This window comes from Streptomyces justiciae (assembly GCF_015163075.1).
GTDB classification, from domain to species: Bacteria; Actinomycetota; Actinomycetes; order Streptomycetales; family Streptomycetaceae; genus Streptomyces; species Streptomyces justiciae.
In genome coordinates this window covers 342,894-360,544 of sequence record NZ_JADDXU010000007.1, presented here as the reverse complement: position 1 = coordinate 360,544, position 17,651 = coordinate 342,894, and the positions used below count along the sequence as shown (strand labels likewise).

Sequence of the window (17,651 nt, the reverse complement as noted above, 5' to 3'; positions counted from 1 at the left end):
AAAACGCGGTTACGGCAACCGCACCGCGATCGAAGGGACGTACATGCCCATGGGTCACACGGCCACAGACCAGGCAGGCACCGGAGGCCTGACAGCAACGGAGCACCGCCTGGCCAATGGGCTGCGCGTGGTGCTCTCCGAGGACCACCTGACCCCGGTCGCGGCGGTGTGCCTCTGGTATGACGTCGGCTCGCGCCACGAGGTCAAGGGGCGCACCGGTCTGGCTCACCTCTTCGAGCATCTGATGTTCCAGGGCTCCGGCCAGGTCAAGGGCAACGGCCACTTCGAGCTGGTGCAGGGCGCGGGCGGCTCGCTCAACGGCACCACCAGCTTCGAGCGGACCAACTACTTCGAGACCATGCCCGCCCACCAGTTGGAGCTCGCGCTCTGGCTGGAGGCCGACCGCATGGGTTCCCTGCTGGCCGCCCTCGACGACGAGTCGATGGAGAACCAGCGGGACGTGGTGAAGAACGAGCGCCGCCAGCGCTACGACAACGTTCCCTACGGCACGGCGTTCGAGAAGCTCACCGCCCTCGCCTACCCGGAGGGCCACCCCTACCACCACACCCCGATCGGCTCGATGGCCGACCTGGACGCGGCCACCCTGGAGGACGCCCGAGCGTTCTTCCGGACGTACTACGCGCCCAACAACGCGGTCCTGTCGGTCGTCGGTGACATCGACCCCGAGCAGACGCTCGCCTGGGTGGAGAAGTACTTCGGCTCCATCGCCTCCCACGACGGCAAGCCCGCCCCGCGCGACGGCTCGCTGCCCGAGGTCATCGGCGAGCAGCTGCGCGAGGTCGTCGAGGAGGAGGTCCCCGCGCGCGCGTTGATGGCCGCCTACCGGCTGCCGCACGACGGCACGCGCGAGGCCGACGCCGCCGACCTGGCGCTCACCGTCCTCGGCGGCGGTGAGTCCTCCCGCCTCTACAACCGGCTCGTGCGCCGCGACCGTACGGCCGTCGCGGCCGGCTTCGGGCTGCTGCGGCTGGCCGGAGCGCCCTCCCTGGGCTGGCTGGACGTGAAGACGTCCGGTGACGTCGAGGTGCCGGTCATCGAGACCGCGATCGACGAGGAGCTCGCCCGGTTCGCCGCGGAGGGCCCCACGGCCGAGGAAATGGAGCGCGCCCAGGCCCAGTTGGAGCGCGAGTGGCTGGACCGGCTCGGCACCGTCGCGGGCCGCGCCGACGAACTGTGCCGCTACGCCGTCCTGTTCGGCGACCCGCAGCTCGCGCTCACCGCCGTCAACCGCGTCCTGGAGGTGACCGCCGAGGAGGTCCAGGCGGTCGCCAAGGCCCGCCTGCGCCCCGACAACCGCGCGGTGCTCGTCTACGAACCCGTAGCGGGAGAGCCCGCCGAGGACGCGGACCCGCCCGAGGACCCCGAGGCCGAAGCCACCGTCGAAGCCGGCGACAAGAACGAGGAGGCGGCCAAGTGACCGAGCTCGCCACGATGGAATTCCACCCCCAGCCCCAGGCGGGCGAGGCCAAGCCCTGGGCGTTCCCGGCCCCCACGCGCGGGACGCTCCACAACGGCCTCACCGTGCTGCGCTGCCACCGCCCCGGCCAGCAGGTCGTCGCCGTCGAGGTCCTCCTCGACGCCCCCCTGGACGCTGAACCGGCGGGTCTGGACGGCGTCGCCACGATCATGGCGCGCGCGTTCTCCGAGGGCACCGACAAGCACTCCGCCGAGGAGTTCGCCGCCGAGCTGGAGCGCTGCGGCGCCACCCTCGACGCGCACGCCGACCACCCCGGCGTCCGCCTGAGCCTCGAAGTCCCCGTCTCCCGGCTGCCCAAGGCACTCGGGCTGCTCGCCGACGCCCTCAGGGCGCCCGCGTTCGCGGACGACGAGGTCGAGCGCCTGGTCACCAACCGCCTCGACGAGATCCCGCACGAGCTGGCCAACCCCTCGCGCCGGGCCGCCAAGGAGCTCTCCCGGACGCTGTTCCCGGCGGACCTGCGCATGTCGCGCCCCCGCCAGGGCACCGAGGACACCGTCCGGAACATCGACTCGGCGGCCGTGCGCGCCTTCTACGAGAGGCACGTCCGCCCCGCCACCGGCACCGTCGTGGTCGTCGGCGACCTCACGGACGTCGACCTGGACGGGCTGCTCGGCGACACCCTCGGCTCCTGGACCGGCTCCGCGGCCGAGCCGCGCCCGGTGCCCGCCATCAGCGCCGACGACACCGGCCGGGTCGTCATCGTGGACCGCCCCGGCGCCGTCCAGACGCAGCTGCTGATCGGCCGTATCGGCGCCGACCGGCACGACCGCGTGTGGCCCGCGCAGGTGCTCGGCACGTACTGCCTCGGCGGCACCCTCACCTCCCGCCTGGACCGCGTCCTGCGCGAGGAGAAGGGCTACACCTACGGCGTACGGGCCTTCGGGCAGGTCCTGAGGTCCGCCCCGGACGGCACCGGTGCCGCGATGCTCGCCATCAGCGGCTCCGTCGACACCCCGAACACCGGTCCCGCGCTGGACGACCTGTGGACGGTGCTGCGCACCCTCGCCGCGGAGGGGCTCACCGACGCCGAGCGCGACGTCGCGGTGCAGAACCTCGTCGGCGTCGCCCCGCTCAAGTACGAGACGGCGGCGGCCGTGGCGAGCACGCTGGCCGACCAGGTCGAGCAGTACCTGCCCGACGACTACCAGGCCACGCTGTACCGGCAGCTCGCCGCGACCGGCACCGTCGAGGCCACCGCGGCGGCCGTCAACGCCTTCCCGGTGGACCGTCTGGTGACGATCCTGGTCGGCGACGCGGCCGCCATCAAGGAGCCCGTGGAGGCCCTCGGCATCGGTGAAGTCACCGTGGTGACAGCCGAGTAGAAGCACGCGCGCGTGAAGGGGCCCTGGTGACTGAAGCGTCACCAGGGCCCCTTAATGTCCGAATAAGGAATGAATTGAAGACAGGTTGCCTGTTTGCCCTGTGGGATGCGCTACAAACTGCCTGATCCGTTTGGGAATTGAAAGTGGCCCCGCTTAGCGTCGTCCGGGCTGTCCGTCAGGCAGTGCGCCGCGCCCGCGGCACCGGACAGTCATCGCCGAGTCCCCGTACGGCGCGAGCCAGGGGAGCCGGGGACCCACGTAGTCCCTGGGGTGAATCGGACGCCCGCGCGTGCAGCGAGGGGGTCCGTAGGAGACCTTCCTGCTCCGAACCCGTCAGCTAACCCGGTAGGCGAGAGGGAAGGAAAGGACCAGCCTCCACATGGCGTTCACGCGCCCCACCGGGAAGCACCGTGCCCCGAGCCGGATGAAGCGCGGCACCGCCCGCGCGGCGGGGGTCGCGGCCCTCACCACCACCGGCGTCATCGGCACCCTCGCCGCCCCGGCCCTCGCCGCGGAGCCCGCGGTCGAGCAGACCGGCCTCATCCCGGTCGTCACCATCGGCGACTCGGTCGCCGACCAGATCGACGCCCAGGCCGCCGCCCAGGAGCAGGCCGCCGAGGAAGCCGCCCAGAAGAAGGCCGAGGAGCTGGCCCGCAAGAAGGCCGCCGCCAAGGCCAAGAAGGAGCGCGAGGCCAAGGAGCGCGCCGCCCGCGCGGCCGCCGAGCGCAAGCGCCTCAACACCTACGTCGCCCCGATCTCGGGCTCGTACATCTCCACCGGCTACAAGGCCGGCGGCGCCGTCTGGTCCTCCGGCAGCCACACCGGCGTCGACTTCCACGCCGCCAGCGGCACCTCCGTCCACGCGGTCGGCTCCGGCACCGTCGTCGAGGCCGGCTGGGGCGGGTCGTACGGCAACAACGTCGTGATCAAGATGAACGACGGCACGTACACCCAGTACGGCCACCTGTCGTCCATCGGTGTCTCGGTCGGCCAGACGGTCACCCCGGGCCAGCAGATCGGCCTGTCCGGCGCGACCGGCAACGTCACCGGCCCGCACCTGCACTTCGAGGCCCGGACGACTCCCGAGTACGGCTCGGACATCGACCCCGTCGCCTACCTGCGCTCGCACGGTGTGAACGTCTGAGGCACGGTGTGAACGTCTGACGACGGACCGCAGGATCTCCCGGAACCCCGGCTCACCGAGCCGGGGTTTCGCCGTTTTCGCCACCCCGCTGTCCAAAAAATATCCATGGATTCCGGCCCGCCATCGGAAATTCCCGTTCCTTGCAATAGAGTCACTGAACACACGTCAATCGTCGACGTTTCACGGGGATTAAAGCGGAGGTCGGTCATGCGTATTCCGGCGCACTCGGTATGCACCGCGATCAGGGACGACATCGTCTCCGGTGTCCACGAGCGCGGCAGCCGCCTCACCGAGGAACTCCTGGCCCGCCGCTACGGCGTCTCCCGCGTCCCCGTCCGGGAGGCCCTGCGCACCCTGGAGGCCGAGGGCTTCGTGGTGACGCGGCGGCACGCGGGCGCGTGCGTCGCCGAACCGACCGAGCAGGAGGCCGCCGACCTGCTGGAGATGCGGATGCTCCTGGAGCCGCTCGGCGCCTCCCGGGCCGCCCAGCGGCGCACCGAGGCACACCTGAAGGTCCTGCGCGGCCTGGTCAGGCTGGGTCAGGAGCGGGCCAGGCGCGGCAACAGCGAGGATCTGCGCTCCCTGGGCGGCTGGTTCCACGAGACGCTCGCCCAGGCCTCCGGCAGCCCCGCGCTGACCTCGATGCTGACCCAGCTGCGCCACAAGATCTCCTGGATGTACTCCGTGGAGGCGCCCGCCAACCCCGCGGAGTCCTGGGCGGAGCACGGCGCGATCGTCGACGCCGTGGCGCGCGGGGACGCGGAACGCGCGCGTGCGGTCACCGCGCTGCACACCGAGCGCTCGACCGCGGCGCACCGCCTTCGATTCCGCGCCGCGGGAGATCGGCCCGAGCGTGTGAGGAACTCGCAACATCCCGTAAACATGCCGAGCCTGCGGCATTAACACGAGGGCCGTATACAAAGAAGAAGTAATTCGCGGGGAGGAATTTCTGCTGCCCGCGAGAGGGAAATGGAAAGGGCCCGCCCGATAAACTCGGACGAGCCCTTCAGTGGTGCCGTGATTCAGCCGGCGCCGATGAATCAGACGGTCTCGGGAAGCTCCTCGAGCCCCTCGGAGACCAGCTTCGCCAGACGGTCGAGGGCGGCGTCCGCGCCCTCGGCGTCCGACGCGAGGACGATCTCCTCGCCGCCCTGGGCGCCGAGGCCCAGGACCGCCAGCATGGAGGCCGCGTTGACGGGGTTGCCGTCGGCCTTGGCGATCGTCACGGGGATACCGGAGGCCGTGGCGGCCCGGACGAAGATGGAAGCGGGGCGGGCGTGGAGGCCCTCGGCCCAGCCGACGTTGACGCGGCGCTCAGCCATGTGATGCTGCCCTTCGGTGTTCAGGGTTGTCTAGACCAGTTTCCCACACGTGAAGTGTCTCCGGATCGGGTCGTTCGTCCCGTCCGGGGTGGGTCGTCGGACCGCGGCCTCGGTCCGACTTCCGTCCTCTTGCGATCCTCTTGCGCTCTCCACAGACTGCCTCGCGCCGTTGTCGTACGCGAGCCGTACTCTGGGGCCCATGCAGACCTCGTCGGACCGGCACGAGTACCCCGCCCACTGGGAGGCCGACGTGGTGCTGCGCGACGGCGGCACCGCGCGCATCCGCCCCATCACCGTTGATGACGCCGATCGCCTGGTCAGCTTCTACGAGCAGGTCTCGGACGAGTCGAAGTACTACCGCTTCTTCGCGCCCTACCCTCGTCTGTCCGCCAAGGACGTCCACCGCTTCACGCACCACGACTTTGTGGACCGGGTGGGTCTCGCCGCCACAGTCGGCGGCGAGTTCATCGCCACCGTACGCTACGACCGCATCGGCGCCGACGGAATGCCCGCGTCCGCCCCTTCCGACGAGGCCGAGGTCGCCTTCCTCGTCCAGGACGCCCACCAGGGACGCGGCGTCGCCTCCGCCCTCCTCGAACACATCGGCGCGGTCGCCCGCGAGCGCGGCATCCGCCGCTTCGCCGCCGAGGTGCTGCCCGCCAACAACAAGATGATCAAGGTGTTCACGGACGCCGGGTACACCCAGAAGCGCAGCTTCGAGGACGGCGTCGTACGCCTGGAGTTCGACCTGGAGCCCACCGACCGCTCGATGGCCGTGCAGTACGCGCGCGAACAGCGCGCGGAGGGGCGGTCCGTGGAGCGGCTCCTCAAGCCCGGCTCGGTCGCCGTCGTCGGCGTCGGCCGCACCCCCGGCGGGGTGGGCCGCAGCATCCTCGACAACATCCGGGAGGCCGGTTTCACCGGCCGCCTGTACGCCGTGAACAAGGCCTTCACCGACAAGGAGATCGACGGCGTCCCGGCGCACCGCTCCGTACGCGACATCGAGGGCCCCGTCGACCTCGCCGTCGTCGCCGTGCCCGCCGAGCACGTCCCCAAGGTCGTCGCCGAGTGCGGCGAACACGGCGTGCAGGGCCTCGTCGTGATCTCCGCCGGGTACGCCGAGAGCGGCCCCGACGGGCGCGAGCGCCAGCGCGAACTCGTCCGGCACGCGCGCGCGTACGGTATGCGGATCATCGGCCCCAACGCCTTCGGCGTCATCAACACCAACCCGGACGTACGGCTGAACGCCTCCCTGGCCAACGAGACGCCCCGCCCCGGCCGCATCGGCCTCTTCGCCCAGTCCGGCGCCATCGGCATCGCCCTGCTCTCCCGCCTGCACCGGCGCGGCGGCGGCGTCACCGGCGTGACAGGCGTCTCCACCTTCGTCTCCTCCGGCAACCGCGCGGACGTCTCCGGCAACGACGTCCTCCAGTACTGGTACGACGACCCGGACACCGACGTCGTCCTCATGTACCTGGAGTCCATCGGCAACCCCCGCAAGTTCACCCGCCTCGCCCGCCGTACGGCCGCCGCGAAGCCGCTCGTCGTCGTCCAGGGCGCCGGCTCCGCCCCGCAAGGGCACGCCGTACGGGCCACCCGGCTGCCGCACGCGACGGTGTCCGCGCTGCTGAGGCAGGCCGGCGTGATCCGCGTGAACACCATCACCGAGCTGGTCGACACCGGCCTGCTGCTCGCCCGCCAGCCCCTGCCGCGCGGCCCGCGCGTGGCGATCCTCGGCAACTCCGAGTCGCTGGGACTGCTCACCTACGACGCCTGCCTGTCCGAGGGACTCAGGCCGCTGCCCCCGCTGGACCTGACGACGGCCGCCTCGGCGCAGGACTTCCATGCCGCGCTCGCGCGCGCGTTGGCGGACGACACCTGCGACGCCGTGGTCGTCACCGCGATCCCGGCCGTGGGGGAGGGCGCCGCCGGTGACGCCGCCCTCGCGGAGGCGCTGCGGTCGGCGGCCGAACGGGTGCCCGGCAAGCCCGTCCTCGTCGTCCACGTCGAGCTCGGCGGACTGGCCGAGGCCCTGTCGGCCGCCACCAGCACGGCACCGCAGGCCGCGACACCGAGCGCCACCCACCCCTTCCGCGCCCTGGACCGCCTCGCCGCCAAGGACCCCGAGGAGACCTCCGGCGCCGGCCCCCGCCTCATCCCCGCCTACCCCGCCGCCGAACGCGCGGTCCGAGCCCTCGGCGAAGCCGTGAAGTACGCCCAGTGGCAGCGCGAGGCCGCCGCACCCGGCAAGGTGCCCGAGTTCGAGAACATCGACGAGAAGGGCGCCGCCCAGCTCATCGACGGCCTCCTCACGCGCGGGCAGGGCCTCACGCTCGGCGCCGACGCGACTTGCGACCTCCTCGGCAAGTACGGCATCCCCGTCCACCGCGCCCTCGCCGCGCCCACCCCCGACGACGCGGCCGCTGCCGCGCGCACCCTCGGCTACCCCGTCGCCCTCAAGGCCACCGCCCCGCACCTGCGCCACCGCGCCGACCTGGGCGGCGTACGGCTCGACCTCGCCGACGAGGGCCAACTGCGGCATGCCTACGCCGAGTTGACCGAGCTGTTCGGTTCGCCCGACGAGCTGCGGCCGGTCGTGCAGGGGATGGCCCCGCGCGGCGTGGACACCGTCGTACGGGCCGTCATCGACCCCGCGGCCGGTGCCGTGCTCTCCTTCGGGCTCGCCGGAGCCGCCTCCCAGCTGCTCGGCGACACCGCGCACCGGCTGATCCCGGTCACCGACCGGGAGGCCGCCACCCTGGTCCGGTCCATCCGGACGGCGCCGCTCCTGTTCGGCTGGCGCGGCTCGGCACCCGTCGACACCGCCGCTCTCGAAGAGCTGCTGCTCAGGGTGTCCCGGCTCGTCGACGACCACCCCGAGGTCGTCGCGGTCACCCTGGAGCCGGTCGTCGTCGCCCCGCACGGCCTGAGCGTCCTCGGCGCGTCCGTCCGGCTGGCGCCCCCTCCCGCCCGCGACGACCTGGGCCCGCGGACGCTCCCGGCGTACTGAGACCTCCGTGAGCGGTGCCTCGCAGTCAGTGCACCCCCGTAGGATGGACGTCATGGCCAAGACCAGTACGACGACCCAGGGGCTGCGCGCGGCGATCGAGCGCAGCGGCTACTACCCGGCCCTCGTGGCCGAGGCGGTGGAGGCCGCCGTGGGCGGCGAGCCCATCCGGTCGTACCTGGTCCACCAGGAGACGACGTTCGACCAGAACGAGGTCCGCCGGCATGTGACCGTGCTCGTCCTCACCGAGCACCGCTTCATCGTCAGCCACACCGACGAGCAGGCCGCCGACAACACGTCCCCGACGCCGTACGCCACCACCTCCACCGAGTCGGTCAAGCTCGGCCGGATCTCGTCGGTCGTGCTCAGCCGCGTCGTCGCCAACCCGGAGCAGTACCAGCCGGGCACCCTGCCCCGCGAGGTCGTCCTCACCATCGGCTGGGGCGCCGTCTCCCGCATCGACCTGGAGCCCGCCGCCTGCGGCGACCCCAACTGCGAGGCGGACCACGGCTACACGGGCAACTCGACGGCGGACGACCTCAGCCTGCGCGTCAGCGAGGCCGGGGACGGCCCGGAGACGGTGCGTCAGGCCCTCGCCTTCGCGCAGTCCCTCTCCGAGGCGACCGCGGACATCACCCGCTGATGGCGCAGCCCACCGCCTGGGACTCCCACCCGGAACCACTGGCCGTAGACTCCGCGCCCCTTCCCCAGTACGGCAGCGGCTCCCTCGCCGACCTCCTGCCCACCCTGGCCGCGGGCATGGGCGTGCCCGGGACGACCGCGACGATCACCGAGCTGGCCCCCGCCGACCGGAACTGCGTGTTCCTGATCGACGGCCTCGGCTGGGAGCAGCTGCGGGCGCACCCCGAGGACGCGCCCTTCATGACCTCGCTCCTCGGCAGCTCCCGCGGCGGCACCGGCCGCCCGCTGACCGCCGGCTACCCGGCGACCACCGCGACGTCCCTGGCCTCCGTCGGAACGGGCCTCCCGCCCGGCGCCCACGGACTGCCCGGCTACACCGTGCGCAACCCGGACACCGGCGAGCTGATGAACCAGCTGCGCTGGCAGCCGTGGACGCAGCCGCGCGCGTGGCAGCCGTATCCCACGGTCTTCCAGCTCGCCCATGACGCCGGGGTGCACGCCGCGCAGGTGTCGTCGCCGACCTTCGAGAACACCCCGCTGACCAAGGTGGCGCTGAGCGGCGGCAAGTTCCTGGGCCGCCTGTCCGGCGAGGACCGTATGGACGTCGCGGCCGAGCAACTGGCCGCCGCCGACCGTGCGCTGGTCTACACGTACTACGCCGAACTCGACGGCGCGGGCCACCGCTTCGGCGTCGACTCCGACACCTGGCGCGGCCAGCTCATGCACGTAGACCGCCTGGTGCAGCGCCTCGCGGAACAACTCCCGCCCAACAGCGCGCTCTACGTCACCGCCGACCACGGCATGGTCGACATCCCCTTCGACGAGCAGCACCGCATCGACTTCGACGAGGACTGGGAGCTGCGGGCCGGGGTCACCCTGCTCGGCGGCGAGGGCCGCGCCCGCCATGTCTACGCCGTCCCCGGCGCCGCGAACGACGTCCTGACCTGCTGGCGCGAGGTGCTCGGCGAGCAGTTCTGGGTGGCCTCACGGGACGAGGCGATCGCTGCGGGCTGGTTCGGCCCGCACATCGACGAGCGGGTGTACGCGCGCCTCGGCGACGTGGTCGCGGCCGCGCGGGACGACGTCCTGATCATCGCGTCCGAGCGGGAGCCGAAGGAGTCGGCGATGGTCGGCAACCACGGTTCGATGACCCCCGCCGAGCAGCTGGTCCCGCTGCTCGAAGTACGCTCCTGAACCTCCCTCTTCTCACCCCTGTTGCCGAAAGGTCCTCAACTCCCCATGCCCGAGCTGGTGTTCTTCTCCGGAACGATGGACTGCGGGAAGTCGACGCTGGCTCTCCAGATCGAGCACAACCGTTCCGCGCGCGGCCTGCAGGGCATGATCTTCACGCGCGACGACCGCGCGGGCGAGGGCAAGCTCTCCTCCCGCCTGGGCCTGGTGACGGACGCGGTCGAGGTCGAGGACGGCCAGGACCTGTACGCCTACCTCGTCGACCACCTCTCCCAGGGCGGCCGCGCGGACTACGTCATCGCCGACGAGGCCCAGTTCCTGGCACCGGAACAGATCGACCAACTGGCCCGCGTGGTCGACGACCTGGGCCTGGACGTCTACGCCTTCGGCATCACCACGGACTTCCGCTCCAAGCTCTTCCCCGGCTCCCAGCGCCTCGTCGAACTGGCCGACCGCGTCGAGGTCCTCCAGGTCGAGGCCCTCTGCTGGTGCGGCGCCCGCGCCACACACAACGCCCGCACGATAGGCGGCGAGATGGTCGTGGAAGGCGCCCAGGTGGTCGTGGGCGACGTCAATCAGGCAGAAGCCATCGGCTACGAGGTCCTGTGCCGCCGCCATCATCGCCGCCGCATGACATCGGCAACGGCGAGAGCGGCGGCGCTGTCACCGGACGTGCTGCCGGTAAACTCCGCCTAGGGAGCCTAGGGACGGTCGGCCTCCACCACCGAGAACCGCGCCCCCTCCGGGTCGGACACCGTCGCGACGCGGCCGTGCGGGGTGTCGTGCGGGTGCTTCAGGACATGGCCGCCCAGGGACGTGACGAGGCTCAGGGTCTCGTCCGCGTCGGACACCTGGAAGTACGTCATCCAGTGCGGGCCCCGGTCGCGGGGCAGCGAGGTGCCGACGCCGTGGATGCCGGCGACCGGGTGCCCGGCGAGCTGGAGGGTGACGTAGTCGAAGTCGGCGGAGACCACCGGCTCCTCGTCGTAGCCGAAGACCGTTTCGTAGAACTTGGCGACGCTCGCCGTCTCGAAGGTGAGCAGTTCGTGCCAGGCCGGGGTGCCGGGGACGCCGGAGATGCCGGTGCCGCGGTGCACGCCCGCCTGCCACACGCCGAAGACCGCGCCCGCGGGGTCGGAGCCGATCGCGAGGCGCCCGGCGTCGCCGGCGTCCAGCGGGCCCACGCCCACCGTGCCGCCGCACAGCCGTACTGTCTCCGCCGTCAGGTCCACGTCGTCCGACGCGAGGTACGGCGTCCAGGCGATGGGCAGATGACGGTCGGGAGGAAGTTGGCCGATTCCCGCCACTTCCCGGCCGTCCAGCAGGGCGCGCACGTACGGGCCCAGCTGCTGCGGGCCCGGTTGGAACTCCCAGCCGAACAGCTCGCCGTAGAACTCCTGGGTCGTGGTCAGCCCGTGCACCATCAGACTCACCCAGCAGGGCGTGCCGTTCGGGCCGGCCGACCCCCGTGCCTCGGTCATCGTCACTCTCTCCTCGACCCCTCGCGGCAGCCGTGTCGCCGCCGTGCTCCGGAACCCCGTGCCGATGCTCGCACCACCCGTGGTGCCGCGCCCTCGGGCGCGCCGCTGCGCTCTCCGCCCTTCCCGCAGAATGCCCGGTGTGCGGTTACCCGTCCTTTTCTGCGCGATTGCTGACGGATGTCGATCGGCTGTACAGCATGTGCCCGATCCCGTACGCCTCGTGATCGGGCTTGCCCGGCCGAGCAGAGTAGCCGGACATGGACGATGCGGCCACCCCGTGCGCAAGGATGGTGGCCATGAACGCCATCATCTCCGCATCCGAACTCGCGAGCGACTTGACCGGCTCGAACCCGCCGGTGGTCCTCGATGTCCGCTGGCAGCTGAGCATGGCCAAGGCGGCCGGCGAGCCGCCCTTCGACGGTCACGCCGCCTACGCGGCCGGGCACATTCCGGGCGCGGTCTTCGTTGACCTGGACCGGGAGCTCGCCGCGGCCCCCGGCGCGCGCGGCCGGCACCCGCTTCCCGAGGTCGCCGACTTCGGCGCCGCGATGCGCAGGGCGGGCGTCTCGGCCGGGACGCCGGTGATCGTGTACGACGGCGGACAGGGCTGGGCGGCGGCCCGCGCGTGGTGGATGCTGCGCTGGACGGGTCACCCGGACGTGCGGGTCCTCGACGGCGGGTTGCCGTCCTGGGAGGGGCCGTTGGAGACGGCCGAGCCGACTCCGGCGGAGGGTGACTTCGTGCCGCGGCCGGGCGCGGTGGAACTCCTCGACGCCGACGGGGCCGCGGCTCTGGCCCGTTCCGGGGTCCTGTTCGACGCCCGCGCGGGGGAGCGGTACCGGGGCGAGGTCGAGCCGATCGACCGGGTCGGCGGCCACATCCCGGGCGCCGTGTCCGCGCCCACGACCGAGAACGTCGCCGCCGACGGCCGCTTCCTGCCCGCCGAGGAACTGCACGCCCGCTTCAAGGCCCTCGGCGTCTCCGACGACGCCCCCGTGGGCGTGTACTGCGGTTCCGGTGTCTCCGGGGCGCACGAGGTGCTGGCGCTGGCGGTCGCGGGCATCCCGGCCGCGCTGTACGTGGGCTCCTGGTCGGAGTGGTCGTCGGATCCGTCGCGGCCGGTCGCCGTGGGTCCGGACCCGCAGTAGCCGCGCGACACGCAGGAGGGCCCGCGCCGATGGACGCGGGCCCTCCTGGACGTCGTACGACCTGCTACTCCTGCTTCTTCCGCCGCGTCCCGAACACGATCTCGTCCCAGCTCGGGACCGCCGCCCGGCGGCCCGGACGGACGCCGTCCGCCTCCGCCTGCCGGTCGGTGGCGCCGACGAGGCGGTCGCGGTGGGCGCCGACGGAGCGGGGCATGAGGACGTCCGCGTAGGCGGAACCGGCCGAGGCCGCGGGCGCCGGAGGCGCCTCCGCCGCGGGTTCGTCGGCGGGCTCCTCCGCCGGGGCGGGGGTCTCCGACGGGCGCTCCGGGACCACCAGGTCGCCCCGGAAGCTCGGCACCGCCTCCAACAGGCTGGTCAGCGAGTCGCGTTCGCTCGCGCTCTCCTCCTCGACCGGCTCGGGCGCCGGCGCGGGCAGCCCCAGGCGTTCCCGGTCGAGGGAACGGTCCAGCGGCCGGTCGCGCGGCAGCCGGGCGATGCGCGGTACGAAGGGAAAGCTGGGCTCCGGCGAGGCCGCGAGGTCGTCGGACTCACCGATCAGCGAGCGCGCCTCGTCGTCGACGGCCTGGACGAGCCGGCGGGGCGGGTCGTAGGTCCAGCTCGCCGAGTGCGGTTCGCCCGCGACCAGGTAGACGAGCAGGACCTCCCAGGTGCCGTCGTCGCGGCGCCAGGAGTCCCACTGGACGGTGTCCTTGTCGGCGCCGCGCAGCAGCAGTCGCTCCTGGACGGCCTCGCCGAGCTGTGGTCCGGCGTTCTCACCGGGCCGGCGGACGGGCGTCTTGCGCGCCCGCTCGGCCATGAAGGCGCGCTCCGCGAGGACGGGGCCCTCGAAACGGCGCACGCGGTCGACGGGGATGCCGGCCATCTGCGCGACCTCTTCGGCCGTCGCGCCGGCGCGTATACGTGCCTGAATGTCGCGGGGGCGGAGATGGCTCTCCACCTCGATCTCGATCTGGCCGAGGCGGGGACGGTCGCCGCGTACGGCGGCGCGCAGACGCTCGTCAATCGGAAGCGTGTACTCCGTGCTGTCCGCAGCCTTCAGCACCAGCCGTGTGCCGTCATTCGAGACGGCCACGACACGCAGTTCGGGCATGGGGACCTCCCGGGTGGTGCCTGCCGACGTCACGTGCGTCGCTGCTTCCGCTAGTCGAGTGTGGCCTGCCCGGGTGCAGCCTGCCACAACCTTGCCGAGTTGCCCGGCGTGTCGGGCACGGGCCCTGGATCGCCGTTATGGCACGGTTACCTATTCGCAACGCTAAGTGACCAACTCCGTCACCCTGTGCAACTAGCCCCCTCCCGGCGGTCCTTGAAGGCCACGGACGCCCAGGCGGGAGACCGGACCCAGGGCTCGCAACAGTACTCCATTTGGACCACGTGCGTGGATTGGCGCGCCGCCCAACTTCCTGCAAGGGGTGGGACTTGGCCGTCCCTGGCAAGGATTTGCGGATCTTGAACGTGGCGTACTTCACGGAATCGCCAGAAACGGAACTAAACGTTTTCGTTCGTACGTCCCTTTGTCGTGCAGTTGGTTGATCAAGTGCGGGAAAGGCAGGCAAGGTTCCGGAATGCGCGAAAGGCCCGATGTCGGGGAGAAGCGGATCGATCTGAACGTGCCCCAGGTGGCGGGCGCCGCGGTGGCCGCCGTGGTGGCGGCCAAACTCGCCTCCTGTTTCGGGGTGTACGGCACGATCCTCGGCGCCGGCCTCGTCAGCGTGGTCGCCACCTGCGGGGGCTCCGTCTTCCAGCACCTCTTCAGACGCACCGGCGAACAGCTGAGGGACGCCAAGGCGCAAGAGCCGGAACAGCCGCCGCGCCTCGGGGAGTTCACCGAGGGCACCGTCTACCGCGCGCGGGTCCGGAGCTGGAAGCGGCCCCTGGTCGCCGCGGCCCTCGTCTTCGGCGTCACCATGGCCGGCATCACCACCTATGAACTGGCGTCCGGCAACAGCTTCAGCGGCGGCAAGGGCACCACGGTCGCCGACGCGGTCACCGGCCACGACACCGGCAGCTCCGCAGGGCCCGGCAAGTCCGGTGCGGACGCCACCACTTCGCCGCCCTCACGGACTGCCTCCGACGACCCCTCACCGTCGAGCAGCGCCTCGTCCGGTGGCGGTACGGCGTCCAGCGCGACGCCGACACCCAGCCCGACGGAGAGCAACGCGACGCCCACCCCGAGCGAGTCGGCGTCGGCGTCGACGACTACGACCCCAACACCCGCCGCAAGTAGTCGTTCTGGAACCGCCGATCAGGATCAAGCCGATCCCGAAGGGCAGTGAACTCGCCGAAGCGCGGATAGACCCCGGAGAAGTACTCTGCGTCGCGCGTGTGCACCTTGCCCCAGTGCGGCCGCCCCTCGTGCGCGGTGAAGATCCGCTCGGCGGCGGTGAAGTACGCCTGATACGGGGTGCCCTTGACCATGTGGACGGCGATGTACGCGCTGTCGCGCCCCGACGCCGTGGACAGCGTGATGTCGTCGGCGGGCGCGGTGCGCACCTCGACGGGGAAGCTGACCTTCAGCCCGGAACGGTCGACCATGGTCCGCAGCTCGCGCAGCACCTCGACCGCGGCCGCGCGCGGGACGGCGTACTCCATCTCCACGAACCGCACCCGGCGCGGCGATGTGAAGACCTTGTAGGGGATGTCGGTGTACGTCCGCGCGGACAGCGCCTTGCTGGAGATCCGGGCGATCGCCGGGATCGTGCCGGGCACCGCGCGGCCGACCCACTGGGCCACCTGGAACACGCCGTTGGAGAGGAACTCGTCCTCGATCCAGCCCTGGAGCTGCGGCACCGGCTTCTCCGGGCCCGCGCTGCGGTTGTTGCGCTTGGTGTTGGTGCTGCCGGTGTGCGGGAACCAGTAGAACTCGAAGTGCTCGTTCTCGGCCCACAGCTCGTCGAAGTCGGCCAGCACCTTGTCGAACGGCATCGGCTCCTCGCGCGCGGTGAGCAGGAAGACCGGCTCCACCGCGAACGTGATCGCGGTGACGATGCCGAGCGCGCCCAGGCCGATCCGGGCCGCCGCGAAGACCTCGGGGTTCTCCTTCTCGGAGCAGGTGAGCACCGACCCGTCGGCGGTGACCAGCTCAAGTCCCTTGATCTGGGCGGCGATCGACCCCGACTCCCGGCCCGTGCCGTGCGTCCCGGTGCTGGTGGCGCCCGAGACGGTCTGCTCCATGATGTCGCCCATGTTCCGCAGCGAGAGCCCCTCGCGCGCGAGCGCCATGTTGAGCCTCTTGAGCTGGGTGCCCGCCCCGACCGTGACGGTCATGGCATCGCGGTCGATGTCGCGGATACCGCTCAACAGGTGAGGGCGGATCAACACACCGTCGGTCGCCGCGATGGACGTGAAGGAGTGCCCGGTGCCGACGGGCTTGACCCGCAGCCCGTCCTCGGCGGCCTTCCGGACGGCGTCCGCCAGTTCCTCCACGGAGGCCGGAGTGACCTCCCGCGCGGGACGCGCGGCGACATTGCCGCCCCAGTTACGCCACGTGCCGTTCTTGCCGCTCACTGTGGTGCTCAACCGTGCCTCCCCGACGCGGAACCGGCCGCTTGAGCCGGCGGTACCCCAGGAAACCGACCGCGACCGCGACGGCCCCGGACACCGCCGGGACCCCGTACCCGGCCTGCGCCCCGGCCGCGTCGATGACCCAGCCGGCCACGGAGGAGCCGAGCGCGACCCCGACCGCGAGCCCGGTGCTGATCCAGGTCATGCCCTCGGTCAGTTGCGCGCGTGGTACGTGCTGCTCGATCAGGGACATCGTCGTGATCATCGTCGGAGCGATGGACAGGCCCGCCACGAACAGCGCCACGGCCAGAAACGGCAAGTTTCCGACCAGTAGGAGGGGGATCATACTCACGGCCATCGCGCATATGCCCAGCAGCCAGCGAGGTTCCGGGGCCCCCTTGAAGCGCAACAGCCCGAACACGAGCCCCGCCACGCACGACCCCGCCGCGTAGAGGGCGAGCACGACGCTCGCGGCCCCCTTGTGGCCCTGCTCGTCGGCGAACGCGACGGTGACCACGTCGACGGCCCCGAAGATCGCCCCGGTCGCCACGAAGGTGGCCACCAGGACCTGGAGGCCGGCGGAGCGCAGGGCGCTGCCGCCACCCTCGTCGTGGCGCTCACGCGGGTGCGGCGCGGGCTCGGTGGCCCGCTGCGAGGTCAGCCAGAAGACACCGACCGCGAGGAAGCACGCGGCGAGCAGCGGCCCCGCCTCCGGGAACCACGCGGTCGACAGCCCGATGGAGATGATCGGCCCGAAGATGAAGCACACCTCGTCGACGACCGACTCGAACGAGTACGCCGTGTGCAGCTGCGGGGTGTCCCGGTACAGGGCGGCCCACCGCGCGCGGATCATCGCGCCGATGCTCGGCACGCACCCGATGCCCGCGCTGAAGACGTACAGCGTCCAGTCGGCCCACTCGTAGTGCGCCGCGAACAGCAGCCCGGCCGCCGAGGCGAGTGCGATGAGCGTCGCCGGCCGCAGCACCCGCCGCTGCCCGTACTGGTCGACCAGCCGCGACACCTGCGGCCCCGCCACCGCCGCGGCGAGCGCCATGGTGGCCGACAGCGCGCCGGCGAGGCCGTACCGCCCCGTCAGCTGGGACACCATGGTCACCACGCCGATGCCCATCATCGACAGCGGCATCCGGCCGAGGAACCCCGCGGCGGAGAAGCCCTTGGAGCCGGGGGCGGCGAACAGGGCGCGGTAGGGGCTCGGCACGGGGGTCTCCGGTCAAGGGAAGTGAAGCGGCTCAGCAAGGTCCGCGTCCAGCAACCCAGTAAGGCGCGAACGCAGCTGATACAGCTTACGAGTAAGGCGACCCTAACGCACCCGCTCGGACGGCCCGGGAACCCCGTCCGTCACCCCACCGT

General features: G+C 71.9%; 15 protein-coding genes and 1 riboswitch. Of the genes, 10 read left to right on the top strand and 5 right to left on the bottom strand.

The annotated features are described in order from the left end of the window. The first annotated feature begins 43 nt into the window (after positions 1 to 43). The 4 genes from IQ210_RS21795 (at position 44) to IQ210_RS21780 (ending at position 4,870) form a co-directional block, all read left to right on the top strand. The gene (locus IQ210_RS21795; RefSeq protein WP_194080839.1) at positions 44 to 1,438 is read left to right on the top strand and encodes a M16 family metallopeptidase; all 1,395 of its coding nucleotides are present in this window, start codon (positions 44 to 46) and stop codon (positions 1,436 to 1,438) included. Beyond that, positions 1,435 to 2,823 carry a M16 family metallopeptidase gene (locus IQ210_RS21790; RefSeq protein ID WP_194080737.1) on the top strand — a complete coding sequence of 463 codons (1,389 nt, stop codon included), beginning with the start codon at positions 1,435 to 1,437 and terminating at the stop codon, positions 2,821 to 2,823. Before IQ210_RS21795 ends, IQ210_RS21790 begins: the two co-directional genes overlap by 4 nt. A 203-nt stretch (positions 2,824 to 3,026) precedes the next feature. Next, positions 3,027 to 3,190, top strand: a riboswitch (cyclic di-AMP (ydaO/yuaA leader). Positions 3,191 to 3,202: 12 nt separating this feature from the next. Beyond that, positions 3,203 to 3,967, top strand: a complete 765-nt coding sequence (locus tag IQ210_RS21785; RefSeq protein WP_194080736.1) for a M23 family metallopeptidase — start codon at positions 3,203 to 3,205, stop codon at positions 3,965 to 3,967. 207 nt (positions 3,968 to 4,174) lie between these two features. Continuing rightward, positions 4,175 to 4,870, top strand: a complete 696-nt coding sequence (locus IQ210_RS21780; protein ID WP_194080735.1) for a GntR family transcriptional regulator — start codon at positions 4,175 to 4,177, stop codon at positions 4,868 to 4,870. A gap of 137 nt (positions 4,871 to 5,007) precedes the next feature. Here IQ210_RS21780 and IQ210_RS21775 read toward each other — a convergent pair whose 3' ends face one another. After that, positions 5,008 to 5,289, bottom strand: coding sequence for an HPr family phosphocarrier protein (locus IQ210_RS21775; protein ID WP_079309245.1), 282 nt, complete (start codon positions 5,287 to 5,289; stop codon positions 5,008 to 5,010). Between the two features lie 199 nt (positions 5,290 to 5,488). Between IQ210_RS21775 and IQ210_RS21770 the strand changes: the two genes are divergently transcribed. The 4 genes from IQ210_RS21770 to IQ210_RS21755 are packed head-to-tail and all read left to right on the top strand — an operon-like array spanning position 5,489 to position 10,825. Further along, a complete protein-coding gene (locus IQ210_RS21770; protein WP_194080734.1) occupies positions 5,489 to 8,299 on the top strand; it encodes a bifunctional acetate--CoA ligase family protein/GNAT family N-acetyltransferase in 2,811 nt (936 codons plus the stop codon). Between the two features lie 43 nt (positions 8,300 to 8,342). Then, complete coding sequence (locus IQ210_RS21765; RefSeq protein WP_109495543.1) at positions 8,343 to 8,939, top strand: DUF5998 family protein; 597 nt, start codon at positions 8,343 to 8,345, stop codon at positions 8,937 to 8,939. After that, positions 8,939 to 10,132, top strand: coding sequence for an alkaline phosphatase family protein (locus IQ210_RS21760; RefSeq protein ID WP_194080733.1), 1,194 nt, complete (start codon positions 8,939 to 8,941; stop codon positions 10,130 to 10,132). Before IQ210_RS21765 ends, IQ210_RS21760 begins: the two co-directional genes overlap by 1 nt. 45 nt (positions 10,133 to 10,177) lie before the next feature. Further along, the gene (locus IQ210_RS21755) at positions 10,178 to 10,825 is read left to right on the top strand and encodes a thymidine kinase (RefSeq protein WP_194080732.1); all 648 of its coding nucleotides are present in this window, start codon (positions 10,178 to 10,180) and stop codon (positions 10,823 to 10,825) included. A gap of 5 nt (positions 10,826 to 10,830) precedes the next feature. Here IQ210_RS21755 and IQ210_RS21750 read toward each other — a convergent pair whose 3' ends face one another. Then, the gene (locus tag IQ210_RS21750; protein ID WP_194080731.1) at positions 10,831 to 11,610 is read right to left on the bottom strand and encodes a VOC family protein; all 780 of its coding nucleotides are present in this window, start codon (positions 11,608 to 11,610) and stop codon (positions 10,831 to 10,833) included. A 296-nt stretch (positions 11,611 to 11,906) separates the two neighbouring features. Here IQ210_RS21750 and IQ210_RS21745 point away from each other — a divergent pair, with 296 nt between their 5' ends. Further along, positions 11,907 to 12,758, top strand: a complete 852-nt coding sequence (locus IQ210_RS21745) for a sulfurtransferase (RefSeq protein WP_194080730.1) — start codon at positions 11,907 to 11,909, stop codon at positions 12,756 to 12,758. A 64-nt stretch (positions 12,759 to 12,822) separates the two neighbouring features. Here the strand turns inward: IQ210_RS21745 and sepH are convergent, their stop codons facing one another. After that, the gene (sepH, locus tag IQ210_RS21740; protein ID WP_194080729.1) at positions 12,823 to 13,869 is read right to left on the bottom strand and encodes a septation protein SepH; all 1,047 of its coding nucleotides are present in this window, start codon (positions 13,867 to 13,869) and stop codon (positions 12,823 to 12,825) included. Positions 13,870 to 14,341: 472 nt separating this feature from the next. On the opposite strand from sepH, the gene IQ210_RS21735 reads away from it, so the two are divergent. After that, a complete protein-coding gene (locus IQ210_RS21735) occupies positions 14,342 to 15,052 on the top strand; it encodes a hypothetical protein (protein ID WP_194080728.1) in 711 nt (236 codons plus the stop codon). Here IQ210_RS21735 and IQ210_RS21730 read toward each other — a convergent pair. Together IQ210_RS21730 and IQ210_RS21725 are read right to left on the bottom strand one after the other, a co-directional pair. Further along, on the bottom strand, positions 14,976 to 16,295 hold the full coding sequence (locus tag IQ210_RS21730; protein WP_194080727.1) for a D-arabinono-1,4-lactone oxidase: 1,320 nt from the start codon (positions 16,293 to 16,295) through the stop codon (positions 14,976 to 14,978). The two genes, IQ210_RS21735 and IQ210_RS21730, sit on opposite strands and share 77 nt — an antisense overlap. Then, positions 16,255 to 17,499, bottom strand: a complete 1,245-nt coding sequence (locus tag IQ210_RS21725) for an MFS transporter (protein ID WP_194080726.1) — start codon at positions 17,497 to 17,499, stop codon at positions 16,255 to 16,257. The genes IQ210_RS21730 and IQ210_RS21725 overlap by 41 nt, the downstream gene beginning before the upstream one ends. Positions 17,500 to 17,651: the final 152 nt, after the last annotated feature.